The sequence below is a fragment of the Streptomyces sp. NRRL S-118 genome, from assembly GCF_000716335.1.
GTDB lineage: Bacteria > Actinomycetota > Actinomycetes > Streptomycetales > Streptomycetaceae > Streptomyces.
In genome coordinates, this window is the sequence record NZ_KL591028.1 from 43,427 (window position 1) to 64,094 (window position 20,668).

The 20,668-nt window shown below is 73.4% G+C and carries 19 protein-coding genes and 2 pseudogenes; 13 read left to right on the top strand and 8 right to left on the bottom strand.

Annotation, left to right across the window (positions count from 1 at the left end):
- Positions 1 to 125: 125 nt before the first annotated feature.
- On the top strand, positions 126 to 686 hold the full coding sequence (locus IH00_RS0131695; protein ID WP_199819848.1) for a VanZ family protein: 561 nt from the start codon (positions 126 to 128) through the stop codon (positions 684 to 686).
- An 81-nt stretch (positions 687 to 767) separates the two neighbouring features.
- Here the strand turns inward: IH00_RS0131695 and paaK are convergent, their stop codons facing one another.
- A complete protein-coding gene (gene paaK / locus IH00_RS0131700; RefSeq protein ID WP_031079529.1) occupies positions 768 to 2,078 on the bottom strand; it encodes a phenylacetate--CoA ligase PaaK in 1,311 nt (436 codons plus the stop codon).
- 272 nt (positions 2,079 to 2,350) lie between these two features.
- Entirely contained in the window at positions 2,351 to 4,000 is a 1,650-nt protein-coding gene (locus tag IH00_RS0131705) for an acyl-CoA synthetase (protein WP_031079530.1), read from the bottom strand.
- Positions 4,001 to 4,169: 169 nt separating this feature from the next.
- On the opposite strand from IH00_RS0131705, the gene IH00_RS0131710 reads away from it, so the two are divergent.
- From IH00_RS0131710 to IH00_RS0131750, 9 genes and pseudogenes are all read left to right on the top strand, one after another.
- On the top strand, positions 4,170 to 4,967 hold the full coding sequence (locus IH00_RS0131710; protein WP_031079531.1) for a crotonase/enoyl-CoA hydratase family protein: 798 nt from the start codon (positions 4,170 to 4,172) through the stop codon (positions 4,965 to 4,967).
- Positions 4,968 to 5,095: 128 nt separating this feature from the next.
- Positions 5,096 to 6,061, top strand: coding sequence for a Zn-ribbon domain-containing OB-fold protein (locus IH00_RS0131715; protein ID WP_031079532.1), 966 nt, complete (start codon positions 5,096 to 5,098; stop codon positions 6,059 to 6,061).
- Positions 6,058 to 7,110: a thiolase domain-containing protein gene (locus IH00_RS0131720; RefSeq protein WP_031079533.1), complete on the top strand. Its 1,053-nt coding sequence runs from the start codon at positions 6,058 to 6,060 to the stop codon at positions 7,108 to 7,110. Before IH00_RS0131715 ends, IH00_RS0131720 begins: the two co-directional genes overlap by 4 nt.
- Positions 7,107 to 8,273: a thiolase domain-containing protein gene (locus tag IH00_RS0131725; protein ID WP_031079534.1), complete on the top strand. Its 1,167-nt coding sequence runs from the start codon at positions 7,107 to 7,109 to the stop codon at positions 8,271 to 8,273. Before IH00_RS0131720 ends, IH00_RS0131725 begins: the two co-directional genes overlap by 4 nt.
- A gap of 80 nt (positions 8,274 to 8,353) precedes the next feature.
- Positions 8,354 to 8,527 (top strand): annotated as a pseudogene (locus IH00_RS37950) (DUF397 domain-containing protein); the annotation flags it as partial.
- A 286-nt stretch (positions 8,528 to 8,813) separates the two neighbouring features.
- Positions 8,814 to 9,269, top strand: coding sequence for a DUF5959 family protein (locus IH00_RS0131735; protein ID WP_031079535.1), 456 nt, complete (start codon positions 8,814 to 8,816; stop codon positions 9,267 to 9,269).
- Positions 9,270 to 9,344: 75 nt separating this feature from the next.
- Positions 9,345 to 9,746 carry an ACT domain-containing protein gene (locus tag IH00_RS0131740; protein WP_031079536.1) on the top strand — a complete coding sequence of 134 codons (402 nt, stop codon included), beginning with the start codon at positions 9,345 to 9,347 and terminating at the stop codon, positions 9,744 to 9,746.
- A 216-nt stretch (positions 9,747 to 9,962) separates the two neighbouring features.
- A complete protein-coding gene (locus tag IH00_RS0131745; protein ID WP_031079537.1) occupies positions 9,963 to 10,463 on the top strand; it encodes a hypothetical protein in 501 nt (166 codons plus the stop codon).
- 4 nt (positions 10,464 to 10,467) lie between these two features.
- The gene (locus IH00_RS0131750; protein ID WP_031079538.1) at positions 10,468 to 10,869 is read left to right on the top strand and encodes an RNA-binding S4 domain-containing protein; all 402 of its coding nucleotides are present in this window, start codon (positions 10,468 to 10,470) and stop codon (positions 10,867 to 10,869) included.
- A 78-nt stretch (positions 10,870 to 10,947) separates the two neighbouring features.
- Here the strand turns inward: IH00_RS0131750 and IH00_RS0131755 are convergent.
- Both IH00_RS0131755 and IH00_RS0131760 read right to left on the bottom strand, forming a co-directional pair.
- A pseudogene (locus tag IH00_RS0131755) lies at positions 10,948 to 11,586 on the bottom strand (terpene synthase family protein); the annotation flags it as partial.
- Positions 11,587 to 12,459: 873 nt separating this feature from the next.
- Positions 12,460 to 13,578 carry an aminoglycoside phosphotransferase family protein gene (locus IH00_RS0131760; RefSeq protein ID WP_031079540.1) on the bottom strand — a complete coding sequence of 373 codons (1,119 nt, stop codon included), beginning with the start codon at positions 13,576 to 13,578 and terminating at the stop codon, positions 12,460 to 12,462.
- 234 nt (positions 13,579 to 13,812) lie between these two features.
- On the opposite strand from IH00_RS0131760, the gene IH00_RS0131765 reads away from it, so the two are divergent.
- A complete protein-coding gene (locus tag IH00_RS0131765) occupies positions 13,813 to 15,306 on the top strand; it encodes a DNA-binding protein NsdB (RefSeq protein WP_031079541.1) in 1,494 nt (497 codons plus the stop codon).
- A gap of 138 nt (positions 15,307 to 15,444) precedes the next feature.
- Here IH00_RS0131765 and IH00_RS0131770 read toward each other — a convergent pair whose 3' ends face one another.
- The 3 genes from IH00_RS0131770 to IH00_RS45565 form a co-directional block, all read right to left on the bottom strand.
- Complete coding sequence (locus IH00_RS0131770; protein WP_031079542.1) at positions 15,445 to 16,923, bottom strand: PP2C family protein-serine/threonine phosphatase; 1,479 nt, start codon at positions 16,921 to 16,923, stop codon at positions 15,445 to 15,447.
- Between the two features lie 196 nt (positions 16,924 to 17,119).
- Complete coding sequence (locus IH00_RS45560; protein ID WP_420710957.1) at positions 17,120 to 17,299, bottom strand: hypothetical protein; 180 nt, start codon at positions 17,297 to 17,299, stop codon at positions 17,120 to 17,122.
- Positions 17,236 to 17,580, bottom strand: coding sequence for a Rossmann-fold NAD(P)-binding domain-containing protein (locus tag IH00_RS45565; RefSeq protein WP_420710947.1), 345 nt, complete (start codon positions 17,578 to 17,580; stop codon positions 17,236 to 17,238). The genes IH00_RS45560 and IH00_RS45565 overlap by 64 nt, the downstream gene beginning before the upstream one ends.
- A 509-nt stretch (positions 17,581 to 18,089) precedes the next feature.
- On the opposite strand from IH00_RS45565, the gene IH00_RS0131780 reads away from it, so the two are divergent.
- Together IH00_RS0131780 and IH00_RS0131785 are read left to right on the top strand one after the other, a co-directional pair.
- Positions 18,090 to 19,115 carry an NAD-dependent epimerase/dehydratase family protein gene (locus tag IH00_RS0131780; RefSeq protein ID WP_031079543.1) on the top strand — a complete coding sequence of 342 codons (1,026 nt, stop codon included), beginning with the start codon at positions 18,090 to 18,092 and terminating at the stop codon, positions 19,113 to 19,115.
- Positions 19,116 to 19,267: 152 nt separating this feature from the next.
- On the top strand, positions 19,268 to 20,167 hold the full coding sequence (locus IH00_RS0131785) for a hypothetical protein (RefSeq protein WP_158828038.1): 900 nt from the start codon (positions 19,268 to 19,270) through the stop codon (positions 20,165 to 20,167).
- Between the two features lie 88 nt (positions 20,168 to 20,255).
- Here the strand turns inward: IH00_RS0131785 and IH00_RS39610 are convergent.
- The coding region (locus tag IH00_RS39610) for a VOC family protein (protein WP_031079545.1) at positions 20,256 to 20,668 on the bottom strand (413 nt) is incomplete at its 5' end.

Genomic DNA, 20,668 nt, shown 5'->3' on the forward strand with positions numbered 1-20,668 from the left:
CTGCCGGGCCGGGGCTGTCAACATCCCGTTCGGCATCCGTCGGCCTGGCCGGTACCGGTCGCATGCGGACGCGGACCGCGGGTAACCGGGGTCGTACGCGACAATCGACCGCCACGGGAGTGGGGATGCGGCGCACGATCCGTTACGGCACGACCGAGAAGGGCGCGGAGACCCGCGCCGAGGAGGGGTCGCCGCGGTGGTCGCCCGCGGCGCGGGCGGTGGCGGTGGTGCTGGCGTTCGCCGGGATGGTGGCGTTCGCGGTGCTGCTCGCACGGCTCACGCTGGAGCCGTCGGTGGCCTCCGAGCCCCTCACCCACAGCAACCTGCGGCCCGGCGACTCCATCCGCGACTATCTGGCGCAGCCCGCGTTCCGCGACACGGTCAAGCAGCTCGGTGGCAACATCGTCCTCGGCGTGCCGTTCGGCCTGCTGCTGCCCGTGGTGTTCCCCCGGGCCAGGGGCCTCGTACGGGTGGTCGTGCTCACCGCCGTGGTGATGGTGCTGGTCGAGCTGACACAGGGCGCGCTGGTGACCGGACGTGCCTTCGACATCGACGACGTCCTCCTCAACTGCACCGGCGCCCTGCTCGGTTACCTCCTCCTCGGCCGTCGCCTCGGGCGCTACGTCCACCCCCGGCGCCACCACTGGTGGCACCGCTTCCGCCGACGCGGCCCCGCCGCGGAGTGACGCCCCGACCCGGTGGCCGGGGCCGCCACCGGGAGAAGGTCTCACTCCCGGCTCCACCGGGCAGGGAACAGGAGCCCGCCGTCACCCCGCGCGCAGATCGACGATCCGCTTGATCTTCCCCACGGACCGCTCCAGCGTCCCGGGGTCGACCACGTCCACCGCCACCGACACCCCGATCCCGTCCTTCACGGCCGCCGCCACCGCGCGCGCCGCGTCCCGCCGCACCTCCGGCGACGCGTCGGGCCGGGCCTCGGCGCGGACGGTCAGCGCGTCCAGTCGCCCCTCCCTGGTGAGCCTGAGCTGGAAGTGCGGGGCGAGTCCCGGCGTACGCAGCACGATCTCCTCGATCTGGGTGGGGAACAGGTTCACACCCCGCAGGATCACCATGTCGTCGCTGCGGCCCGTGACCTTCTCCATCCGCCGGAACTCCCAGGCCGTCCCGGGCAGCAGCCGGGTGAGGTCCCGCGTGCGGTAGCGGATGACGGGCATCGCCTCCTTGGTGAGGGAGGTGAACACGAGCTCGCCCCGCTCGCCGTCCGGCAGCACCTCACCCGTGAAGGGGTCCACCACCTCGGGATAGAAGTGGTCCTCCCAGATGTGCAGCCCGTCCTTGGTCGCCACGCACTCCTGCGCGACACCCGGTCCGATCACCTCCGACAGCCCGTATATGTCGACCGCGTCGATGGCGCACCGCTCCTCGATCTCGCGCCGCATCTCCTCCGTCCACGGCTCGGCCCCGAAGATGCCCACCTGCAGCGAGGTGGAGCGCGGATCGACACCCTGCCGCTCGAACTCGTCCAGCAGCGTCAGCATGTACGACGGCGTCACCATGATGATCTCGGGCCGGAAGTCCCGGATGAGCTGCACCTGGCGGGAGGTCATGCCGCCGGAGGCGGGCACCACCGTGCAGCCCAGCCGCTCGGCGCCGCAGTGCGCCCCGAGCCCGCCGGTGAACAGCCCGTACCCGTATGCCACGTGCACCATCTGGCCCGGTCGCCCGCCCGCCGCCCGGAGGGAACGCGCCACCACGTCCGCCCAGGTGTCGAGGTCCCGATCGGTGTAGCCGACGACGGTCGGCCGGCCGGTCGTCCCGCTGGACGCATGGATCCGCCGCACCCGCGACCGGTCCACGGCGAACATCCCGAAGGGGTACGTCTCCCGCAGGTCCGCCTTCGTGGTGAAGGGGAACCGCGCCAGATCGGCGAGGCTCCGGCACTCCTCCGGCCGGACCCCCGCCGCGTCGAACGCGCGCCGGTAGAAGTCCACGTTCTCGTACGCGTGGTGCAGCGTGGCCCGCAACCGCTCCAGCTGCAGCGCCTCCAGCCCGGCGCGGCCGAGCCCTTCCCAGGTTCCGGCGGGGGAGCCCCCACCGGTGTCGAGCAGGTCCGTCATGCGCCGTACTCCCGTCGGACGTCCCGGGCGATCGACCGATCATTCGGTCGATCACTGTCGGGGATCAGTAATCCAACCCGGGCGCCGGATGGCAAGAGGCCGGACCCCCGTCCGCCGCATCCCCGTCCGCCGCGGTCCCTCAGCCGCCCGCGGCCGCCGCGGCTCCTCACCCGCTCCCGCGTCGACGCGGTCCCTCGGCGCCCGCGGTGTCCGGCTGTCTGACCGCTCGCCGGGCGCGTCCGGTTCGTCGAGGGCGCCGGTACGGGCCGGGTCTACGCGCTCGACTGATCCTCGCCGGCCGCCCGCGCGTCCGCCGTCGCCACCGCACGCGCCCACCGGTAGTCCGCCTTGCCGCTCGGCGAGCGCTGGATCCGGTCGGTGAGCACGAGCTGCCGGGGCAGCTTGTACCCGGCCAACCGGGTGCGGCAGTGGCGCTGGATGTCGTCGAGCGTGGGCCGTGCGGCCGCGTCCGGGCGCAGCTCCACCACCGCGGCCACGTGGTTGCCCCACCGCGGGTCCGGGACGCCGGCGACGAGCGCGTCGTACACGTCCGGGTGGGACTTCAGCGCCTGCTCGACCTCCTCCGGATAGACCTTCTCGCCCCCGGTGTTGATGCACTGCGAACCGCGTCCGAGGACGGTGACGACGCCCTCCTCGTCCACGGTCGCCATGTCGCCGAGCAGGACCCACCGCTCGCCGCCGCGCCGGAAGAAGGTCTCGGCCGTCCTGGCCGGGTCGTTGTAGTAGCCGACCGGGACGTGGCCGCGCTGCGCGATCCGGCCCGGCTCGCCCGGCTTCACCGGGAGGCGCGTCTCCGGATCGACGACCTGGGTACGGCTGTTGACCCGGAGCCGGAAGCCCCTGCGCGCGCCCGCGTCGTCCGTCGCCGTGCCGTTGAAGCCCGACTCCGACGAGCCGAAGTTGTTCAGCAGCATCACGTGCGGCACCAGCGCCAGGAACTGCTCGCGCACCGTCTCCGACATGATCGCGCCCGACGACGACACGCTGAACAGGGACGACAGGTCGATGCCCTGGAGCGGCCCGCGGAGGGCGTCGATCAGCGGCCGCAGCATCGCGTCGCCCACCAGCGACACGGTGGTGACCCTCTCCCGCTCGATGGTCCGCAGGACCTCCTCGGGCACGAACCTGCGGTGCAGCACCACCCGCTGGCCGAAGCCGAAGCCGATGAACGCGGTGAGCGTGGACGTGCCGTGCATCAGCGGGGGAGTGGGGAAGAAGGTGATCCCGGCACCGCTCGCCGCGACCCGCTCGGCCAGCTCCTCCGGCCGCCCGACCGGCTCACCGGTCGGTGCCCCGCCGCCGAGCCCGGAGAAGAACAGGTCCTCCTGCCGCCACATCACGCCCTTCGGCATGCCGGTGGTGCCGCCGGTGTAGATGATGAACAGGTCGTCCCCCGAACGCGCCGCGAAGCCCCGCTCCGGTGAGCCGGCCGCCTCCGCCTGCGCGAACGGAACGCACGCGGGCTCCGGTGCGCCCCCGGGCGGGGTCCCCACTCTCACCAGGTGCCGCAGCCGCTCCGCCGAGGGCGCCGCGGCCGCGACCCGCCGCGTGAACTCCGCGTCGAAGACCAGCCCCGCCAGATCCGCGTCCCGGTAGAGGTAGACCAGCTCCTCCTCGACGTACCGGTAGTTGACGTTCACCGGGACGAGCCGGGCCTTCAGACAGCCCAGCACGGTCTGGAGGTACTCGACGCCGTTGTAGAGGTGCAGCCCCACGTGTTCGCCGCGCCGCAGCCCCGCGTCCAGCAGGTGGTGCGCGATCCGGTTGGCCGCGGCGTCGAGCTGAGCGTACGTCAGCCTCCGCTCGGCCCCCGTCCCGGGATGGTCGAGGTACACCAGCGCCTCGCGGTCCGGGACCACGTCCACGACCGACTCGAACAGGTCGGCAAGGTTGTACTCCACCGCTCCTCCTCCCACGCCGGCCGCCCGCACCGGCACGGCGGTCATTAGAGCGCCGGGGCGCACAAGGGGGAAGACGACCGGCGGAAGAATCTGACTAGGTGTCAGAAAACTATTGAACTGCGTTCGCGCCTCCTGCAACCTGTTCTAGGTCTGAGACGGGAGGACGGTCATGGCCACGGAACACCTCACCGTGCGGCGGGCGGGCGCCACACTCGTACTCACCCTGAACCGGCCCGAGGCGAAGAACGCGCTCACCCTGCCGATGCTCGTCGGGCTCCACGACGGCTGGACGGAGGCGGACGAGGACGACGACATCCGCTCCGTGGTGCTCACCGGCGCGGGCGGCTGCTTCTGCGCGGGCATGGACCTCAAGGCGCTGGCCGGCGGAGGGATGGAGGGCCAGGGCTACCGGGACCGCATGGCCGCCGACCCCGACCTCCACTGGAAGGCCATGCTGCGTCACCACCGGCCCCGCAAGCCGGTGATCGCCGCCGTGGAAGGCCCGTGCGTGGCCGGCGGTACGGAGATTCTCCAGGGCACCGACATCCGGGTCGCCGCCGAGTCCGCCACCTTCGGGCTCTTCGAGGTCCGCCGGGGCCTCTTCCCGATCGGCGGTTCCACGGTCCGCCTCCCACGCCAGATCCCGCACACCCACGCCCTGGAGATGCTGCTCACCGGCCGCCCGTACGGTGCCGAGGAGGCCGCCCGCATCGGGCTGATCGGCCACGTCGTCCCGGACGGCACCGCGCTCGACACGGCACTCTCCATCGCCGAGCGGATCAACGCCTGCGGCCCGCTCGCCGTGGAGGCGGTCAAGGCATCGGTGTACGAGACGGCCGGGCTGTCCGAAACGGAGGGCCTCGCCGCGGAACTCGAACGCGGCCGGCCCGTCTTCGACACCGCCGATGCCAAGGAGGGCGCCCGCGCCTTCACCGAGAAGCGCGCCCCCGTCTACCGCCGCGCCTGACCCGCCCCTCCGCACGCCCACGAGCCCCGAGCCGCCGGCGCACCGGCAGCGGCCTCACCCCGCGTGCCCCGGAGCCACCGCGTCCCTCCGGGCGACCGTATCCCCGGCGCGGAGATCGGAGTCCGTCCATGGCAACCACCCCCGCGCCGCAGCCGCTCAGCGCGCCCCTGGTCGTGGAGTTCCCGTTCACCCGGTCCCTCGGCCCCGTCCAGTCCGCCTTCCTCACCGGGCTGCGCGAGCGCACCGTCCTCGGCGTGCGCACAGCCGCCGGCACGGTCCTCGTCCCGCCCGTCGAGTACGACCCCGTCACCGCCGACGAGATCCGCGACCTCGTCGAGGTCGGCACCACCGGCACCGTCACCACCTGGGCCTGGAACCCGGCCCCCCGCCGCGGCCAGCCCCTCGGCCGGCCCTTCGCCTGGGTCCTCGTCCGGCTCGACGGCGCCGACAGCGCACTCCTGCACGCCCTCGACGCGCCCGGCGGCCCCGACTCCGTACGCACCGGCCTGCGGGTCCGCGTCCGCTGGGCGCGGCGGCGCACCGGAGCCATCACCGACATCGCCTGCTTCGAACCGTACGACGGCGAACCGGCGACGCCGCGGACCGGCAGCCACGACGGACGGTTCGCCGACCCCGTCACCGGCATCGTCGCCCCCGCCCGCCTCGACTACACCTACGTGCCCGGCCGCGCCCAGACCGGATACCTCCGCGCACTCGCCGACCGCCGCACCGTCGGCGAACGCTGCCCCTCCTGCCGCAAGGTCTACGTCCCGCCCCGCGGCGCCTGCCCCACCTGCGGCGTCGCCACCACCGAGCAGGTCGAGGTCGGCCCGCGCGGCACCGTCACCACCTACTGCATCGTCAACATCAAGGCGCGGAACCTCGACATCGAGGTCCCGTACGTCTACGCCCACATCGCTCTCGACGGCGCCGGGCTCGCCCTGCACGGCCGCATCGCGGGCATCCCGTACGACCAGGTCCGCATGGGCCTGCGCGTCGAACCGGTCTGGACCGACGACAGCCGCTACCCCGACCACTACCGGCCCACCGGCGAGCCCGACGCCGACTACGACACCTACAAGGAGCTGCTGTGACGCGTGAGGTCGCCATCGTCGCCTTCGCCCAGACCGACCACCGGCGACGCACCGACGGCCTCTCCGAGGTCGAGATGCTCCTGCCGGTCCTCCACGACGTGCTGAACCGCACGGGACTGAGGACCGGCGACATCGGCTTCACCTGCTCCGGCTCCTCCGACTACCTCGCGGGCCGCGCCTTCTCCTTCACCATGGCCCTGGACGGCGTCGGGGCCTGGCCGCCCATCGCCGAGTCGCACGTCGAGACGGACGGCGCCTGGGCGCTGTACGAGGCGTGGGTCACCCTGCTCACCGGCGAGGCCGACACCGCCCTCGTGTACGCCTACGGCACCTCCTCGCCCGGCCCGCTCAGGGACGTGCTCAGCCGCCAGCTCGACCCCTACTACCTGGCCCCGCTGTGGCCCGACTCCGTCTCCCTCGCCGCTCTCCAGGCACAGGCCCTGATCGACGCCGGCGAGACCGACGAAGCGGCGCTCGCCGCCGTCGCCGACCGCAACCGCGCCGCGGCGGCCGCCCACAACCCGCACGCCCAGCTCCCCGGTCCCCGCCCGCACGGCGAGTACGTCGTGCGCCCGCTGCGCACCGGCGACTGCCCGCCCATCGGCGACGGCGCGGCCGCCGTGATCCTCGCCGCCGGCGACACGGCGCGCGACCTGTGCGAACGCCCGGCCTGGATCCGCGGCATCGACCACCGCATCGAACCGCACGCCCTGGGCGTGCGCGACCTCACCGACTCGCCCTCCACGCGCCTCGCCGCCCGCCGCGCCGGAGCCTTCGAACGGCGCGTCGACACCGCGGAGTTGCACGCACCCTTCACCTCGCAGGAAGTGATCCTGCGCAAGGCGCTGCGCCTCGACGACACCGTCGACGTCAACCCGTCGGGCGGCCCGCTCGCCGCCAACCCCGTCATGGCCGCGGGCCTCGTCCGCCTCGGCGAGGCCGCCGCCCGCATCCACCGCGGCGCCTCCGGCCGCGCCCTCGCCCACGCCACCTCCGGCCCCTGCCTCCAGCAGAACCTGGTCGCCGTCCTGGAAGGAGACACCACGTGAGCAAGGAGCCCGTGGCCGTCACCGGCATCGGCCAGACCCGGCACGTCGCCGCCCGCCACGACGTGTCGATCGCCGGGCTCGTCCGCGAAGCGGCCGGGCGCGCCCTCGCGGACGCCGAGTTGACCTGGGCGGACGTCGACGCCGTCGTCATCGGCAAGGCGCCCGACTTCTTCGAGGGCGTCATGATGCCCGAGCTGTACCTCGCGGACGCCCTCGGCGCCGTCGGCAAGCCGATGCTCCGCGTCCACACCGCGGGCTCCGTCGGCGGCTCCACCGCCCTCGTGGCGGCCAACCTCGTCGCGGCGCGTGTCCACTCCACCGTCCTCACCGTGGCGTTCGAGAAGCAGTCCGAGTCCAACGCCATGTGGGGCCTGTCGCTCCCCGTGCCCTTCCAGCAGCCGCTGCTGGCCGGCGCGGGCGGCTTCTTCGCCCCGCATGTACGGGCCTACATCCGCCGCACCGGCGCGCCCGCCTCGATCGGCTCCCTCGTCGCGTACAAGGACCGCCGCAACGCGCTGAAGAACCCGTACGCGCACCTCCACGAACACGACATCACCCTGGAAAAGGTCCAGGCGTCCCCGATGCTCTGGGATCCCATCCGGTACTCCGAGACCTGCCCCTCCTCCGACGGCGCCTGCGCCATGGTCCTCACCGACCGCGCCGGCGCGGCCCGTTCACCGCACCCGCCCGCCTGGGTCCACGGCGGCGCGATGCGCAGCGAGCCGACCATGTTCGCGGGCAAGGACTTCGTCTCCCCGCAGGCGGGCAAGGACTGCGCGGCCGAGGTCTACCGGCAGGCCCGGATCGGCGACCCCCGCCGCGACATCGACGCCGTGGAGATGTACGTGCCGTTCTCCTGGTACGAGCCGATGTGGCTGGAGAACCTCGGCTTCGCCGCCGAGGGGGAGGGCTGGAAGCTCACCGAGGCGGGCGTCACCGAACTCGACGGGGACCTGCCCGTGAACCCGTCGGGAGGAGTGCTGTCCACGAACCCCATCGGCGCCTCCGGCATGATCCGCTTCGCCGAGGCGGCCCTCCAGGTACGGGGCCGTGCCGGCGAGCACCAGGTGCCCGGAGCCCGCCGGGCCCTGGGACACGCCTACGGCGGCGGAGCGCAGTTCTTCTCCATGTGGCTCGTCGGCGCCGAGCTGCCCACGGCCTGAGCGCACCGCTCACGCGGCCTGTCCGGGACCGGCCGCGATGGCTAGTCTGAGCGCGGACGACGACCGGGAGGAGCAGGCACGTGACCGACAGCATCACCGCCCAGCAGCACCGTCACCCGCTCGGGGGCTGGAACAAGCCGGACCTCGACCTCAGCAACGCGGACTGGCGGTCCGGCAGTCAGGGGGCGGGTGATGTGGAGATCGCCTTCGTCGAGGGGTTCATCGCCATGCGCAACGCCACGCGTCCGGAGAGTCAGTTCGACCTCACCTAGGGCGGCCTGTTTTCGGATCAGGCCGGTCCCGTCGTCGACCGACGCTCGACGACCGTGACGACGCGGTGCTGGTGCCACCCGGTTCGCGGCAGCGGGTCGGTGCAGCCGTGAACCCTGCACTCCTGATCGCCGGCGGCGGGGTCCGGCCGTCCGCGATCAGGACGCGTGAGCGCCCCCGCGGCCGGCCCGGTTCCCCCGTCGGCGGCCGACTTCCGCCCTCCCGCTAGAATCCGGGACGCCCGAACGGACGCGAACGGTGGGGTGAGGCATGGCGGAGCGGGAACCGTTCGCGCTGCTGAGGATCGTCGACCGGTACGGCGGCGCCGGTGTCGTGGTCCAGCTCGACGACTCGAACGCCCCGGGCATCCCGGACACGACGGCACAGCTCCTGGTCCACAACGACTTCGTGTCCGGGGTGTGGACCACCTACGTGGAACCGTGGGACCTGGCCGGCTGGGAGCACGTGCTGGACGAGGTCGCCGCCGGGCGCGACGCCGTGTGGCGCGAGGCCGCGCGGGTCGCCGAGATCGGCATCCGCCTGGACCTGCGGGAGGACGACCACGACCGGATCACGGTCACCGTCCACGACCAGCAGACGACCGGACTGGCCCTCGCGCTGGACATGGACCGCGGCTGGATCGACGAGCAGCGCGTCCTGCTCGACCGGCTCCGCGCCGCCTGGGCCCACCTCGTCCCGCGGGACCGGGGCGCTCCGCCCGGCTGAGGCCGGCTGCACTCGGGCCCGGACGGACACGGGTCGTCCATGAACGCCGCGGCGGTCCGTCCTAAGGTGGCGATCATGAGTGGAGAACGTGATCTGACCCGGCTCGTGTCCGGCATGCGGCCCGAGCTCGACCCCGGCCGCTACGTCTTCTGCACGGTCGACGGGCGGGACGTCCCGCCCGGCCTGCACCCCGTCGTCACCGTCGCCGAGTCCGAGGGACTCACCCTCGTCCTGCGGGAGGCGGAGGCGGACGCCGCCTCGCTCCCGTACGACTACGTGGCGGGCTGGATCACACTGCGCGTGCACTCGGCGCTCGATGCCGTCGGCCTGACCGCGGCGGTCGCGGGCGCACTCGCGGACGCGGGTCTGAGCTGCAACGTCGTCGCGGGCTACCACCACGACCACCTGTTCGTGGAGCGCGAGCGCGCCGAGGAGGCCCTCGCCGTCCTCCGCCGGCTCGCCGAGGCCACCGCCTGAGCCTGCCCGGCACGGTTCGGCGTCCTGTCGAGGGCCGGCCGGCGGGCGTGACCGGGGCCGGAGCGAGGCCGGAGCGGAGCCGGGGCGGGCATCCGGGACGCGTCCCCCGATGCGGTGAACCGCACCGGCCGAACAGCCCCCGCGGGCACCGATCACGGGGGACTGCGCCGAGGGGGCGGCCGCCGTTCCGGGCGTGCGGGCACGTACCATGGCGGCATGTCCTTCCTCCGTCGCCGCAGCGCCGCCACACCCGCGGGCCCGGACTTCGATGTCCTGGCCATGGACCCGGGCGACTGGCCCGGCAATCTCGGCGCCGGCCTGCTCCCCGCCCCCGACGGCAGCTGCCAGGGCGTGTTCCTCCGCTACGACCTGTTCGGCGGCCGCGGCCCCGCGATGATCATCGGCAACCTGCCGGAGGGATCCCCGGCGCGTGAGCTGGCCGAGGGGCAGGTGCCCTTCGAGGTCGCGCAGCTGCTCGCCGCGCTGGAGAACGACGAGCCGGTCGAGGTCGTCGAGACCGAGGACGTCCCCGTCATGCAGGGGGACAACCTGCTGATCGTGCGCCGGCTGAAGCTGTCGGAGAGCCGGATCTCCTGTGTGCAGTTCGACCGCAGCGACAACGTCCTGGTCACCATCGCCAGCTGGGACCGCCCGATCACCGACGACCTCTACGCGCTGCTCAAGCCCCTGCCCGCGGAACTCTTCCAGCAGGGCTGAGCCCATGGCGACGGACGAGGGCAAGGGCGGCGCGCAGGGGACCGTACGCGTCGACAGCTGGATCTGGGCGGTACGCCTCACCAAGACCCGCTCGCAGGCCGCCGCCGCGTGCCGGGCCGGGCACGTCCGCGTCAACGGCGAGCGCGTCAAGCCCGCCCAGGCCGTGAAGCCGGGCGACGAGGTGCGGCTGTTCCACGCGGGCCGCGAGCGGATCGTCGAGGTCAAGCGGGTGATCGCCAAACGGGTCGGCGCGCCCGTCGCCGCGGAGGCGTACGCCGACAACAGCCCGCCCCCGCCACCGCGCGAGCACGTCGCGCTGGCCGGGGTCCGCGACCGCGGCGCCGGCCGCCCCACCAAGCGCGAGCGCCGCGAACTGGACCAGCTCCGCGGCCTCCGCCCCTCCTGATCCCCTGCGTCGCGGGCACCGTCGCCGACGGGACCGGAGCACACCGCCCGGCCCGCCGCGCCGCCGCCCGCTACCGCCTCACGAGGTGAACAGTCCCGCCACCCGGGCCGCGGACGTGCCCAGGCCCACCGGGCCGCCGGGCCGGACGGGGGTCGCCGGGCCGGACGGCGGTGCGGCGGAGCCGGTGCCCCGCAGCCGCGGCGTACCGGCGCCCGAGCGGATGTCCTCGTCCCGGTAACGGCGTACGCTGCGGTGCCAGTGGAGGATGCCCGCGAGCCAGTCCTCCAGCTCCCGCACATACGCGTCGAGCGCGCCCCGCCCGCTCTCGTCCAGCCCGAACCGCTCGGCCAGCACCGGCAGTTCGTGCTCCTTCACGTGCAGGAACTGCCGCAGCCGCCCCCGCATCAGGTCGTCGATGATCGAGACGCCGGCCTGGTAGTCGCAGTCGAAGAACGTCTGCACGACGAGCACGCCGTTGTGCACCTCGCCCTCGACCTCGACCTCCTTCCGGTACGAGAAGAGGTCGTTGAGCAGCGTGGCGTAGTCCTGGGCGGCGTTCTCCAGGCCGCGCACCGGGCCGCTCCGCAGCAGCTCCGCCGGGAGCCCGCCCTCGTGCCGCAGCCGCGCCAGGCTCATCGTCATGTCGGAGCCGAAGGTCCGGCGCCGCATCTCGATGTAGTCCACCGGGTCGGGCACCCGGTGCTGGGCCCAGCCCCACCCCATGGAAGCCAGGTGCTGGGCGTCGATGGTCAGCAGCTCCGCCTGACTGCGCACCGGCCGCCACGTCGTCAGCAACCGGTCCCCGCAGGACGCCGCGTAGTGGACCAGCTGGACGCGCCGGAGCCTGCCGTACCGTTCCTCCGTGTAGTCCACGACCAGGCCGTCGAGGGAGCGTCCCGTCGTCAGGACGCCACGGAAGGCGCTCAGCAGCCCGGTGGCGGCGGCTCCCGTGCGAGCCCGCTGATGACGAAGTCCGTGATGGTGCCGGAGCCGTCGCGCACCGGCGTCAGCAGCGCGGCGGAGACCCGGACGGCCGGCAGCGTGGAGCACAGGCCCCGCCACGGGTCGTGGCCTCACCGGCGTCCACACAGCTGTTCCGCGTCCCGTGCCCCTGCCCGCACGGGCACTGCGCCCCTTCCCGCACCCCGGGCCCCGCCGTGCGCGGCGTGCCACCCGGCGGGCTGCCGTCCCCGCCGCCGGGTTCGGGCGCCGCGGCCTCCGTCCTCCTGCGCACGTCGGTGCGGAGCGTCGCGGTCTCGCGCTCGATGAAGGCCTTCAGCGACGCCACGTCGGACGGCATGTCGCGGCCTCCCCAACACAGAGAAAAAGTATGAACATACCCTGCCTGACCGACAGGAAGACCGGTACGGCCACCCGTCCGGCGCACACGGGGCGAACGGCCCGGTGAACACGGGACGCTCCGCGCCGCCCGCGCGACCGGGCAGGCACCCCACGGGTGACACGGCAGTGCGCTGCGTGTCCGGTGTGTCGGCACCGGCCACGCAGCGCACGTCCCCCCAGGCGGGCTCGGCCCCCGGCGCCTCGGGCCGGGGAACCGCCCATCCGGCTCCCTCGGCCCGGGCCACGCGGTCAGCGAGTGCCGACCGCGGCGCGCACGGCCCGCCGGGCCATGGCGCAGTCGTCGTGCAGCCTCCTCAGCAGCAGTCGCTGTTCCTCCCCCTGGGACAACCCCCCGGGCTGGACCGGGACCGAGCCGACCGGCGGCGCCTCTCGTATCGTGCGCTGCACGGCCGTCTCGTACGTCCGTATCTCCCGCGTCAGCACGAGCATCAGGTTCACCAGGAACGCGTCCCGCGCCGCGGGGCCCGCCGCCTGGGCGAGCTGGCTGATCTGCCGCCGCGCGACCGGGGCGTCGCCCAGCACCGCCCACAGCGTCGCCAGGTCGTACCCCGGCAGGTACCAGCCCGCGTGCTCCCAGTCGACCAGCACCGGACCGGCCGGCGACAGCAGGATGTTCGACAGCAGCGCGTCGCCGTGGCAGAACTGGCCCATGCCGCCCCGCGCGCCCGCGTGCGCCAGACCGTGCAGCAGCTTCTGCAGGTCGTCGCGGTCCCGGTCCGTGAAGAGCCCCAGCTCGTGGTAGCGGGAGATCCGCGACGCGTAGTCCAGCGGTGCGTCGAACGTCCCGGCCGGCGGCCGCCACGCGTTGAGCCGCGCGATCGCGCCCAGGGCGGCTCGGACATCGGCGCGGGGCGGCGCCTCGAAGGGGTGGCGGGTCAGCGCCGCCGCCCGTCCCGGCATCCGCTCGATCACCAGCGTGCAGTTGTCCGGGTCCGCGGCGATCAGCCGCGGCGCCCGCACCGGCGGGCGGTGCCGGACGAAGGTGCGGTAAGCCGCGATCTCATGACGGAGCCGCTCGGCCCAGGCGGGGGAGTGGTCCAGTAAACACTTGGCGACGGCGGTGGCACGCCCCGTCGTCCCGACGAGCAGGACGGAGCGGCTGCTGCGCCGCATCAGCTGCACCGGGTTGAACTCGGGGCAGATCCGGTGCACCGACGCGATCGCCTTGCGCAGTTGCGCGCCCTGCGGGCCGGACAGGTCGATCCTGCCGCTGAGCGGCCCCGCCGCCGGTCCCGCCCAGCGCCGGGCCCTGCCCGCCTGGGTGGGATCCAGGTACGGTCCGCTGCCGGCCGGGACGGCGCGCTGGAGCCGGGGCGGGGCGGACACGGAGGACGATGCTGTGTACATGGGCGAGACAGATCCCTTCGTGTGCCGACGAGTTACGTACGCTGCCCCGTCCCGGCAACCGGCCGACACCCTGGGGAATGAGGGCCGGTTGCCGGAGCGGGGTGGCGCTTTCCTACCTGACACCCGCGCGCCCGTGGCACACCATCTGGCGGACCCTGGCGAAGCCTGGCGAATAGTCGCCAGCCCTATGCCGGCGGGCTACTGTCAACTCAGCCGAGAACCTGGGGGCTTGACGTGACCGGAGAACCCAACACCCGCCTTGCAGACCTGTTCGGCCTGGCCGGATGGTCCAAAGGAGAGCTCGCGCGGCTCGTGAACCGGCAAGCGGCGGCCATGGGCCACCCGCAGCTGGCGACCGACACGTCGCGGGTCCGGCGCTGGATCGACATGGGGGAGACCCCCCGCGATCCCGTGCCCCGGGTGCTGGCAGCCCTGTTCACCGAGCGACTCGGCCGTGTCGTGACCATCGAGGACCTCGGGTTCGTACGACACGGGCGCGCCGGGAAACGGCGGGACGTCAGGAACACCGACAACCCTGACGGGCTGCCCTGGGCGCCCGAGCGTACGGCTGCGGTCCTCACCGAATTCACGGGAATGGACCTCATGCTCAACCGACGCGGCTTGATGGGCGCGGGTGCCGCGCTCACCGCAGGCTCCGTACTGACCAGCGCCATGCACGACTGGCTCCGCACCGACCCCGCACTCCCCTCCGACGCGGCCCGCGTCGCCGATCCCCTGCACGCCGACCCCGCCGGTTTCGACCGCTACGAGGCCGCCCCCATCGGCTCCCAGGAGATCGAGGCGCTGGAGCGGTCCGTCGAAGTGTTCCGCGCCTGGGACGCCGCCCGTGGCGGCGGCCTGCAGCGCAAGGCCGTGGTGGGCCAGCTCAACGAGGTGGGCGGCATGCTCGCCTACCGCCACCCCGAGCACCTCCAGCGGCGGCTGTGGGCCGTCGCCGCCAACCTCGCCGTCCTGGCGGGGTGGATGTCCCACGACGTGGGCCTGGAACCCACCGCCCAGAAGTACTTCGTCATCGCCGCGCACGCGGCCCGCGAGGGCGGCGACCGGCCCCGCGCCGGTGAGGCGCTGTCCCGTGCAGCCCGGCAGATGGTCCACCTGGGCCGCCCCGACGAGGCGCTGGACCTGATGAAGCTCGCCCGGGCCGGCTCGGGCGACGAGACGCTGCCCCGTACGCACGCCATGCTGCACACCATCGAGGCCTGGGCGCAGGCGGCGATGGGCCGCGGCCAGGCCATGCGCCGCACCCTCGGCGAGGCGGAGGAGCTCTTCGTCTCCGACAAGAGCGACGTACCGCCGCCCAGCTGGATGCAGACCTTCAAGAAGGAGGATCTGTACGGCATGCAGGCCCTCGCCTACCGCACCCTCGCCGAGCACGAACCCGGGGCCGCCAAGCAGGCCCAGCACTTCGCCCAGAAGGCCCTCGCCCTGCGGGTCGACGGCCGGCAGCGGTCGAAGATCTTCGACTACCTGTCGATGGCGTCGGCGTGCTTCATCGCCGACGACCCTGAGCAGGCCGACCGGTACGCCAGGCTCGCCCTGATGTCGATGGGGGAGACCTCGTCGCAGCGCACCTGGGACCGGCTGCGTGAGATGTACCGGCTCACCGGGCAGTACGCGGGCTACACGAAGATCGAGGACCTGCGCGAGGAGATCCAGCTCGCCATGCCCAAGCAGACGACCAGGAAGTCACGCGACAACCGGATCTGACGAGGGCCGGCACCATCCGGCCCGGCCCGCACATCACCCGTCCCCCGCCCCGCGCCACCATGGACGCGGAGGCCCGCGACGTGGCCCACCACGCCGACAGGCCCACGACGACGTGGTCCTGGTCCCTGGAACCTCGCCCTAAGGCGCGGTCCTTCCCGAGGGGTCGCCGATCCGGGCGACCATGACACAGGCGTCGTCCTCCCGTGGACCGGCGCCGAACTCCTCCGCCACCGACCGTACACACTCCTGCGCGTCGCGCGCCCGGGCGAAGCGCGGTGCCAGTCCCAGCAGCCTGTCCGTGCCGCCCGCACCGAAGGGATCCGCACCCGCGCCGCGGGTCAGCCCGTCCGTGTGCAGGACCAGAACGTCCCCGGGCAGCAGCCGCACCTCGGCCTGCTCGTACGACGTCCGGGGCGTCGCCCCGAGCATCAGCCCCTCCGGACGCGTCAGCGCACGCCCCGTCCCGCCGCGGAACAGCAGCGGGGCGGGGTGTCCTGCCTGCGCCCAGCTGAGGGTCCCGGTCGTCGGGCTGTACCGGCAGCACAGGGCGCTGCCCAGCGCGGGCTGGGCGGACGCCTCCAGCAGCCGGTTGAGGTGCTCCATGAGCGGCCCCGGGCTGATCCCGGCCACCGCCATGCCGCGCAGGGCGCCCAGCAGCATCGCCATGGACGAGGTCGCCGACACGCCGTGCCCGGTGAGGTCGCCGACGGTCAGCAGTGCGTCCCCGCCGGGCAGTTCCAGGGCGTCGTACCAGTTGCCGCCGACCATCCCGCTGGACTCGGACGGCAGGTAGTGCCCGGCCAGGTCGAGGGCCGCGGGGCCGCCGTGCGGGAAGCGGAGCGAGCCGCGCCACGGCGGCAGGACCGCCTCCTGGAGCTCCACCGCCATCCGGTGCTCGGTCTGCTCGATGTCATGCCGGCGCCGGAGCGATTCACGGGTCTCGCGGACCGCCCGCTCACTGCGGCGCAGTTCGCTGACGTCCCGTAAAACGGCCCACATCGAAGCCGTGCAGCCGTCGGAGTCGAGAACCGGTTCGCCCATCATGTGGAGCGTGCGCACCCGGCCGTCGGTCCGGACGATCCGGAACTCCCCGTCGATCGGCTTGCCGTCGATCAGGCAGCCCGTCACCATCGCGGTCAGCAGCGCCTGGTCCTCGGCGAACACCACGGACGGCAGTTCGTCCAGCGACATGGGACCGCACCCGGGAGAGCGGCCGAAGATCTGGAACAGCTCCTCGGACCAGGTGACTTCATCGGTGAGGAGGTTCCACTGCGCGCTGCCGACCCGGCTGAGCAGTGAACCGGTGCGCGGCGGCTCGTCCGGCGACGCCTGGGTCTCCTCGGCCGGCGGCGTGCCCTGCCCGTCGGCGGGCGGGCCCTCGGGCAGCCCTTCCTTCAGCTGCCCCAACTGGGCACCCAGGTCGTCGAGTTGGTGGACGGCGAGGTCGCACAGTGCGCGCTGCCAGCGGCCCTGGGGGTCGTCCTCGTCCACCACGGCGTCCCGGCGCACGGCGTCGACGTCTCCCCGCAGTCTGCGGGTCTGCGAGATCAGAGCGTCCACCGTGCCGCGCTCGGGCGGCTGCCCGGCGGTACGGTCCGCGAACAGATGGGACGGCATGTCGTACTCCGATACAGGCGCGGCATGGCCAGAGTCTGAAAAAACAAGGACCGGTTACGACTGTTGCACAGCCCGCGAGGGCCTGTAAGAGCTTTGGCAACACTCGATACGGTGGTGCTTCCGGCATATGCCTAAGGCTGGTCGAATATTAGCCACGTGTGGCTGGATCGCACGGTTCCGTACTGTACCGGGCCGGTCACGGAAGGATCGCGTCCGCATAGCTCCCGTCGACCCGCAGGGCACCTCCGGTGGTCGCCGAGGCCTGCGGGGAGCTGAGATGAACCACCATGTGGGCGGTTTCCCCGGGCTCGATCAGCCGCTGCGGCAGCGACCGGGGCCGGTCTCTTCGCACGAACTCCCGCTGCACCGCGTCCACGGCGGATCCTTGTCGTCCAGCTCGTACACGAAATCTTCCACCCCACCCGTAGGGGTGGGTCCAGTGATTACGGAGTTGACGGTGACGCCTGTACCGGCCGCTTCCTTCGCGAAGCCGCGGCTCACCGCGAGCAGAGCCGTCTCCGCATGCCGTAACGGATCGTCCCGGCCGGGGTGACGACCGCGCCAGTCGCTCGCGATGTACTGGATCCGGCCCCGGCCGCGGCGTGTCATGCCCGGCAGGTACGCACGGGTCAGCCGCACCGCCGCCGACACCTCCACCTCGAAGGACCGCCGCCAATCCGCGTCCGTGATCTCCAGCGCCGGCCCGCGCCTCGAAGATGCCCAGGTTGTTCACCCGGATGTCCACCGCGGGCAGCGGCTCGACGGTGCGCCCGGTCCCCTCGTCGGTCGCCGGATCCGCCGGTACGGGCACCACCTCCCCGTCCGGAACCTCGGCGCGCAGCCGTTCCACGGCATCCCGCACGCTGTCCGGGCCGCGTCCGTTGACCGCCACCGTGGCCCCCGACCGGGCCGGCCGACGGTGATCGCCGCACCGAGGCCCTGCGTCGACCCCATGACCAGCGCCGTCCTGCCGACGAGCGCCAGCCGCATCCGCCCGCTCTCCCTCCCGCGTCCCGGGTCCCGCGCCCCGCTCTCCCTTCCCGCGTCCCGCGTCCTGCCCGTCCGGATCCGCCTGCGTCCATGGTGCACGTGGACCGCCGATCGGCGGGTACCCGGATCTCCCGGCGCGGTGCCGGGACACGCCGATCCGTCGGAAGGGCAGGACCGTGAGCATGGAAGCCGGCAAGAGGATCGTCGTCACCGGAGCCACCGGCAATGTCGGCACCAGCGTGGTGGCGGCATTGGCCGACGATCCGCAGATCGCATCCGTACTGGGCCTGGCGCGCAGGCTGCCCGGCTGGTCGCCGCCCAAGACGGACTGGGCGTCGGTGGACCTCGCGCAGGACACCGACCTGGTCAGGTACTTCGAGGGCGCCGACGCCGTCATCCACCTCGCCTGGGCGTTCCAGCCGACCCACGACCCGATGCGCACCTGGCGCACCAACGTGTTCGGCAGCCTCCAGGTCTTCCGGGACGTGGCCTCCGCCGGTGTGCCGGCCCTGATCCACGCCTCCTCCGTCGGCGCCTACTCGCCGGGCCCCAAGGACCGGGCGGTCGACGAGACGTGGCCCACGCACGGCTGGCCGGAGGCCGCGTACTGCCGCGAGAAGTCGTACCTGGAGCGGGTGCTGGACTCCTTCGAGGTGCGCAACCCCGGGGTCAGGGTGGTGCGGATGCGCCCGGCCTTCCTGTTCAAGGAGGAGTCGGCGAGCGAGCAGCGCCGGATCTTCGCCGGGCGCTTCGTGCCCGGGCAGCTCGCCCGCGCCAAGGCCGTCCCGTTCGTGCCGGACATCGAGGGCCTGCGCTTTCAGGCGCTGCACACCGATGACGCGGCGCAGGCCTACCGCCTCGCGGTCGGGCACGACGTCGGCGGGGCGTTCAACCTCGCCGCCGAGCCGCCCATCGGCGCCGCCGAGATCGCCGGGCTGCTCGACGCGCGGGTCGTCCGCGTGCCCCGCCCGGCCGCGCGCGCCCTCCTGGCGGCGGGCTGGAACCTGCGCCTGGTCCCCGCCTCCCCGCAGCTCTTCGACGCGGTGCTGCGCCTGCCGCTGCTGGACTGCACCCGGGCCCGCGTCGAACTCGGCTGGCACCCGCAGCGCAGCTCCCTGGAGGCGTTCGGCGAACTGCTGCGCGGCATGCGGCGCGGCGCCGGCCTCGACACCGCTCCCCTCGCGGGCCGCAGGACGGGCTGACGACACAGGCCGCGCAGACGGGGGCGGCGCACGTCCGCGGCCCGGATGGCCCGATCCGTCCCGTCCCCGCAGGTGAAGACACCCGCATCCGTGGGCAAGCCCTAAGGGAGACGGACGACGGATCCGGCTGTCGGGCGGAAGGGGGGGCCACCGTGGCGGACCGACGCCCCCGCGGCTATCAGCCCGACTGGCACCCTCGCCCCGCGACCCAGGAGTTACTGGCTGAGGTCGAGATGATCCTCGGCCGGTACGCCGCGCAGATGCCGCTGACCATCCGGCAGATCTGGTACGCGGCGGTCGCCGACGGCGCGCTCGCCAAGCAGGAGCGGTCCTACAAGCGGCTGGTCGAGCTCCTGGCCATGGCGCGCCGCTCCGGCCGCATCTCCTGGCTCGCGATCCGTGACGACACCGACCAGCCGGCCGAGCCGCGCACGTTCGACGGCCCCGACGGCTTCCGCCGGGCCGTGGCGGACGCGGTGCACGGCTACCGGCTCGACCGCCAGGCGGGTCAGGAGGCCCGCCTGGAGGTGTGGTGCGAGCCGGCGGGCCTCGTGCCCCAGCTCGCGGCCGTCACCGACCCGTGGGGCGTGCCCGTGTACGCCGGTGCGGTCTTCACGGGCCTGGCCGGCAAGCGCGCCGCCGCTCGCCGGGCCGCGACCGGCGGCCACGGCGCGGTGCGGATCATGGTGATCAGCGACTGGGACCCGGGCCGGGAGCACCTCTTCGCCTCCCTCGCCGAGGACATCAAGGCCTTCGCCGCGCTCGACGCCCCCGACGTCCGCATGGAGTTCGAGCACCTGGCGGTCACCGAACAGCAGATCGCTGAACTGCGCCTGCCCACGGCACCCGTACGGACGGGCGAGCGACGGCCGTTCCCGGGCGGTGCCACCACCCAGGCGGAGGCCATTCCGCCCGACGCCCTGGCCACGCTCGTGCGCGAGGCCATCAGCCGCAGCTGCGACACCGAGGTGCTGGCCGCGGTTCTGGCCCGCGAGGACGACGAACGCCACGCCCTGCTGGAGGAGCTCGCGAGGTTCCTGCGGGACGCTTGACCGGGGGCGACCGCATGCGGGAGGCGTCCGGGCGGCACGCCTGGACGCGGGGGCACGGCCGCGGGGGAGTGGAGGCCGGAGGTCCGCCTCACCCCGGCAGCGGCTGGGTCGTGAGGGTGAACAGGCCCCCGTCCGGGTCACGCAGTGTCGCCTCGGCGCCCGGCTCGTGGTGGACCACGGTACCGCCGTGCTCCAGCGCGGCGCTGACGCAGGCGTCGACGTCCGGCACGGGGAAGTGGACCTGCCAGCGCGGCCGGATCGTCGGGTCCGGAGCGGCCTCCAGGGCGCCCGAGCTGAGCCGGGCGACGACGTGCCCGCCACTGCGCAGGACGACCTCGTCCTCCTCGTACTCGACGTCGACGCAGCCCGGCCGCCCGGTGGCCCAGTCCAGGATCTCCCCGTAGAAGATCGCCGCCTCGAAGGCGTCACGGGTCTGGAGCCGCACCCAGGCGGGAGCCGCGTCGCGCCAGCTCTCCCAGCCCGCCAGCAGCTGTCCCTCCT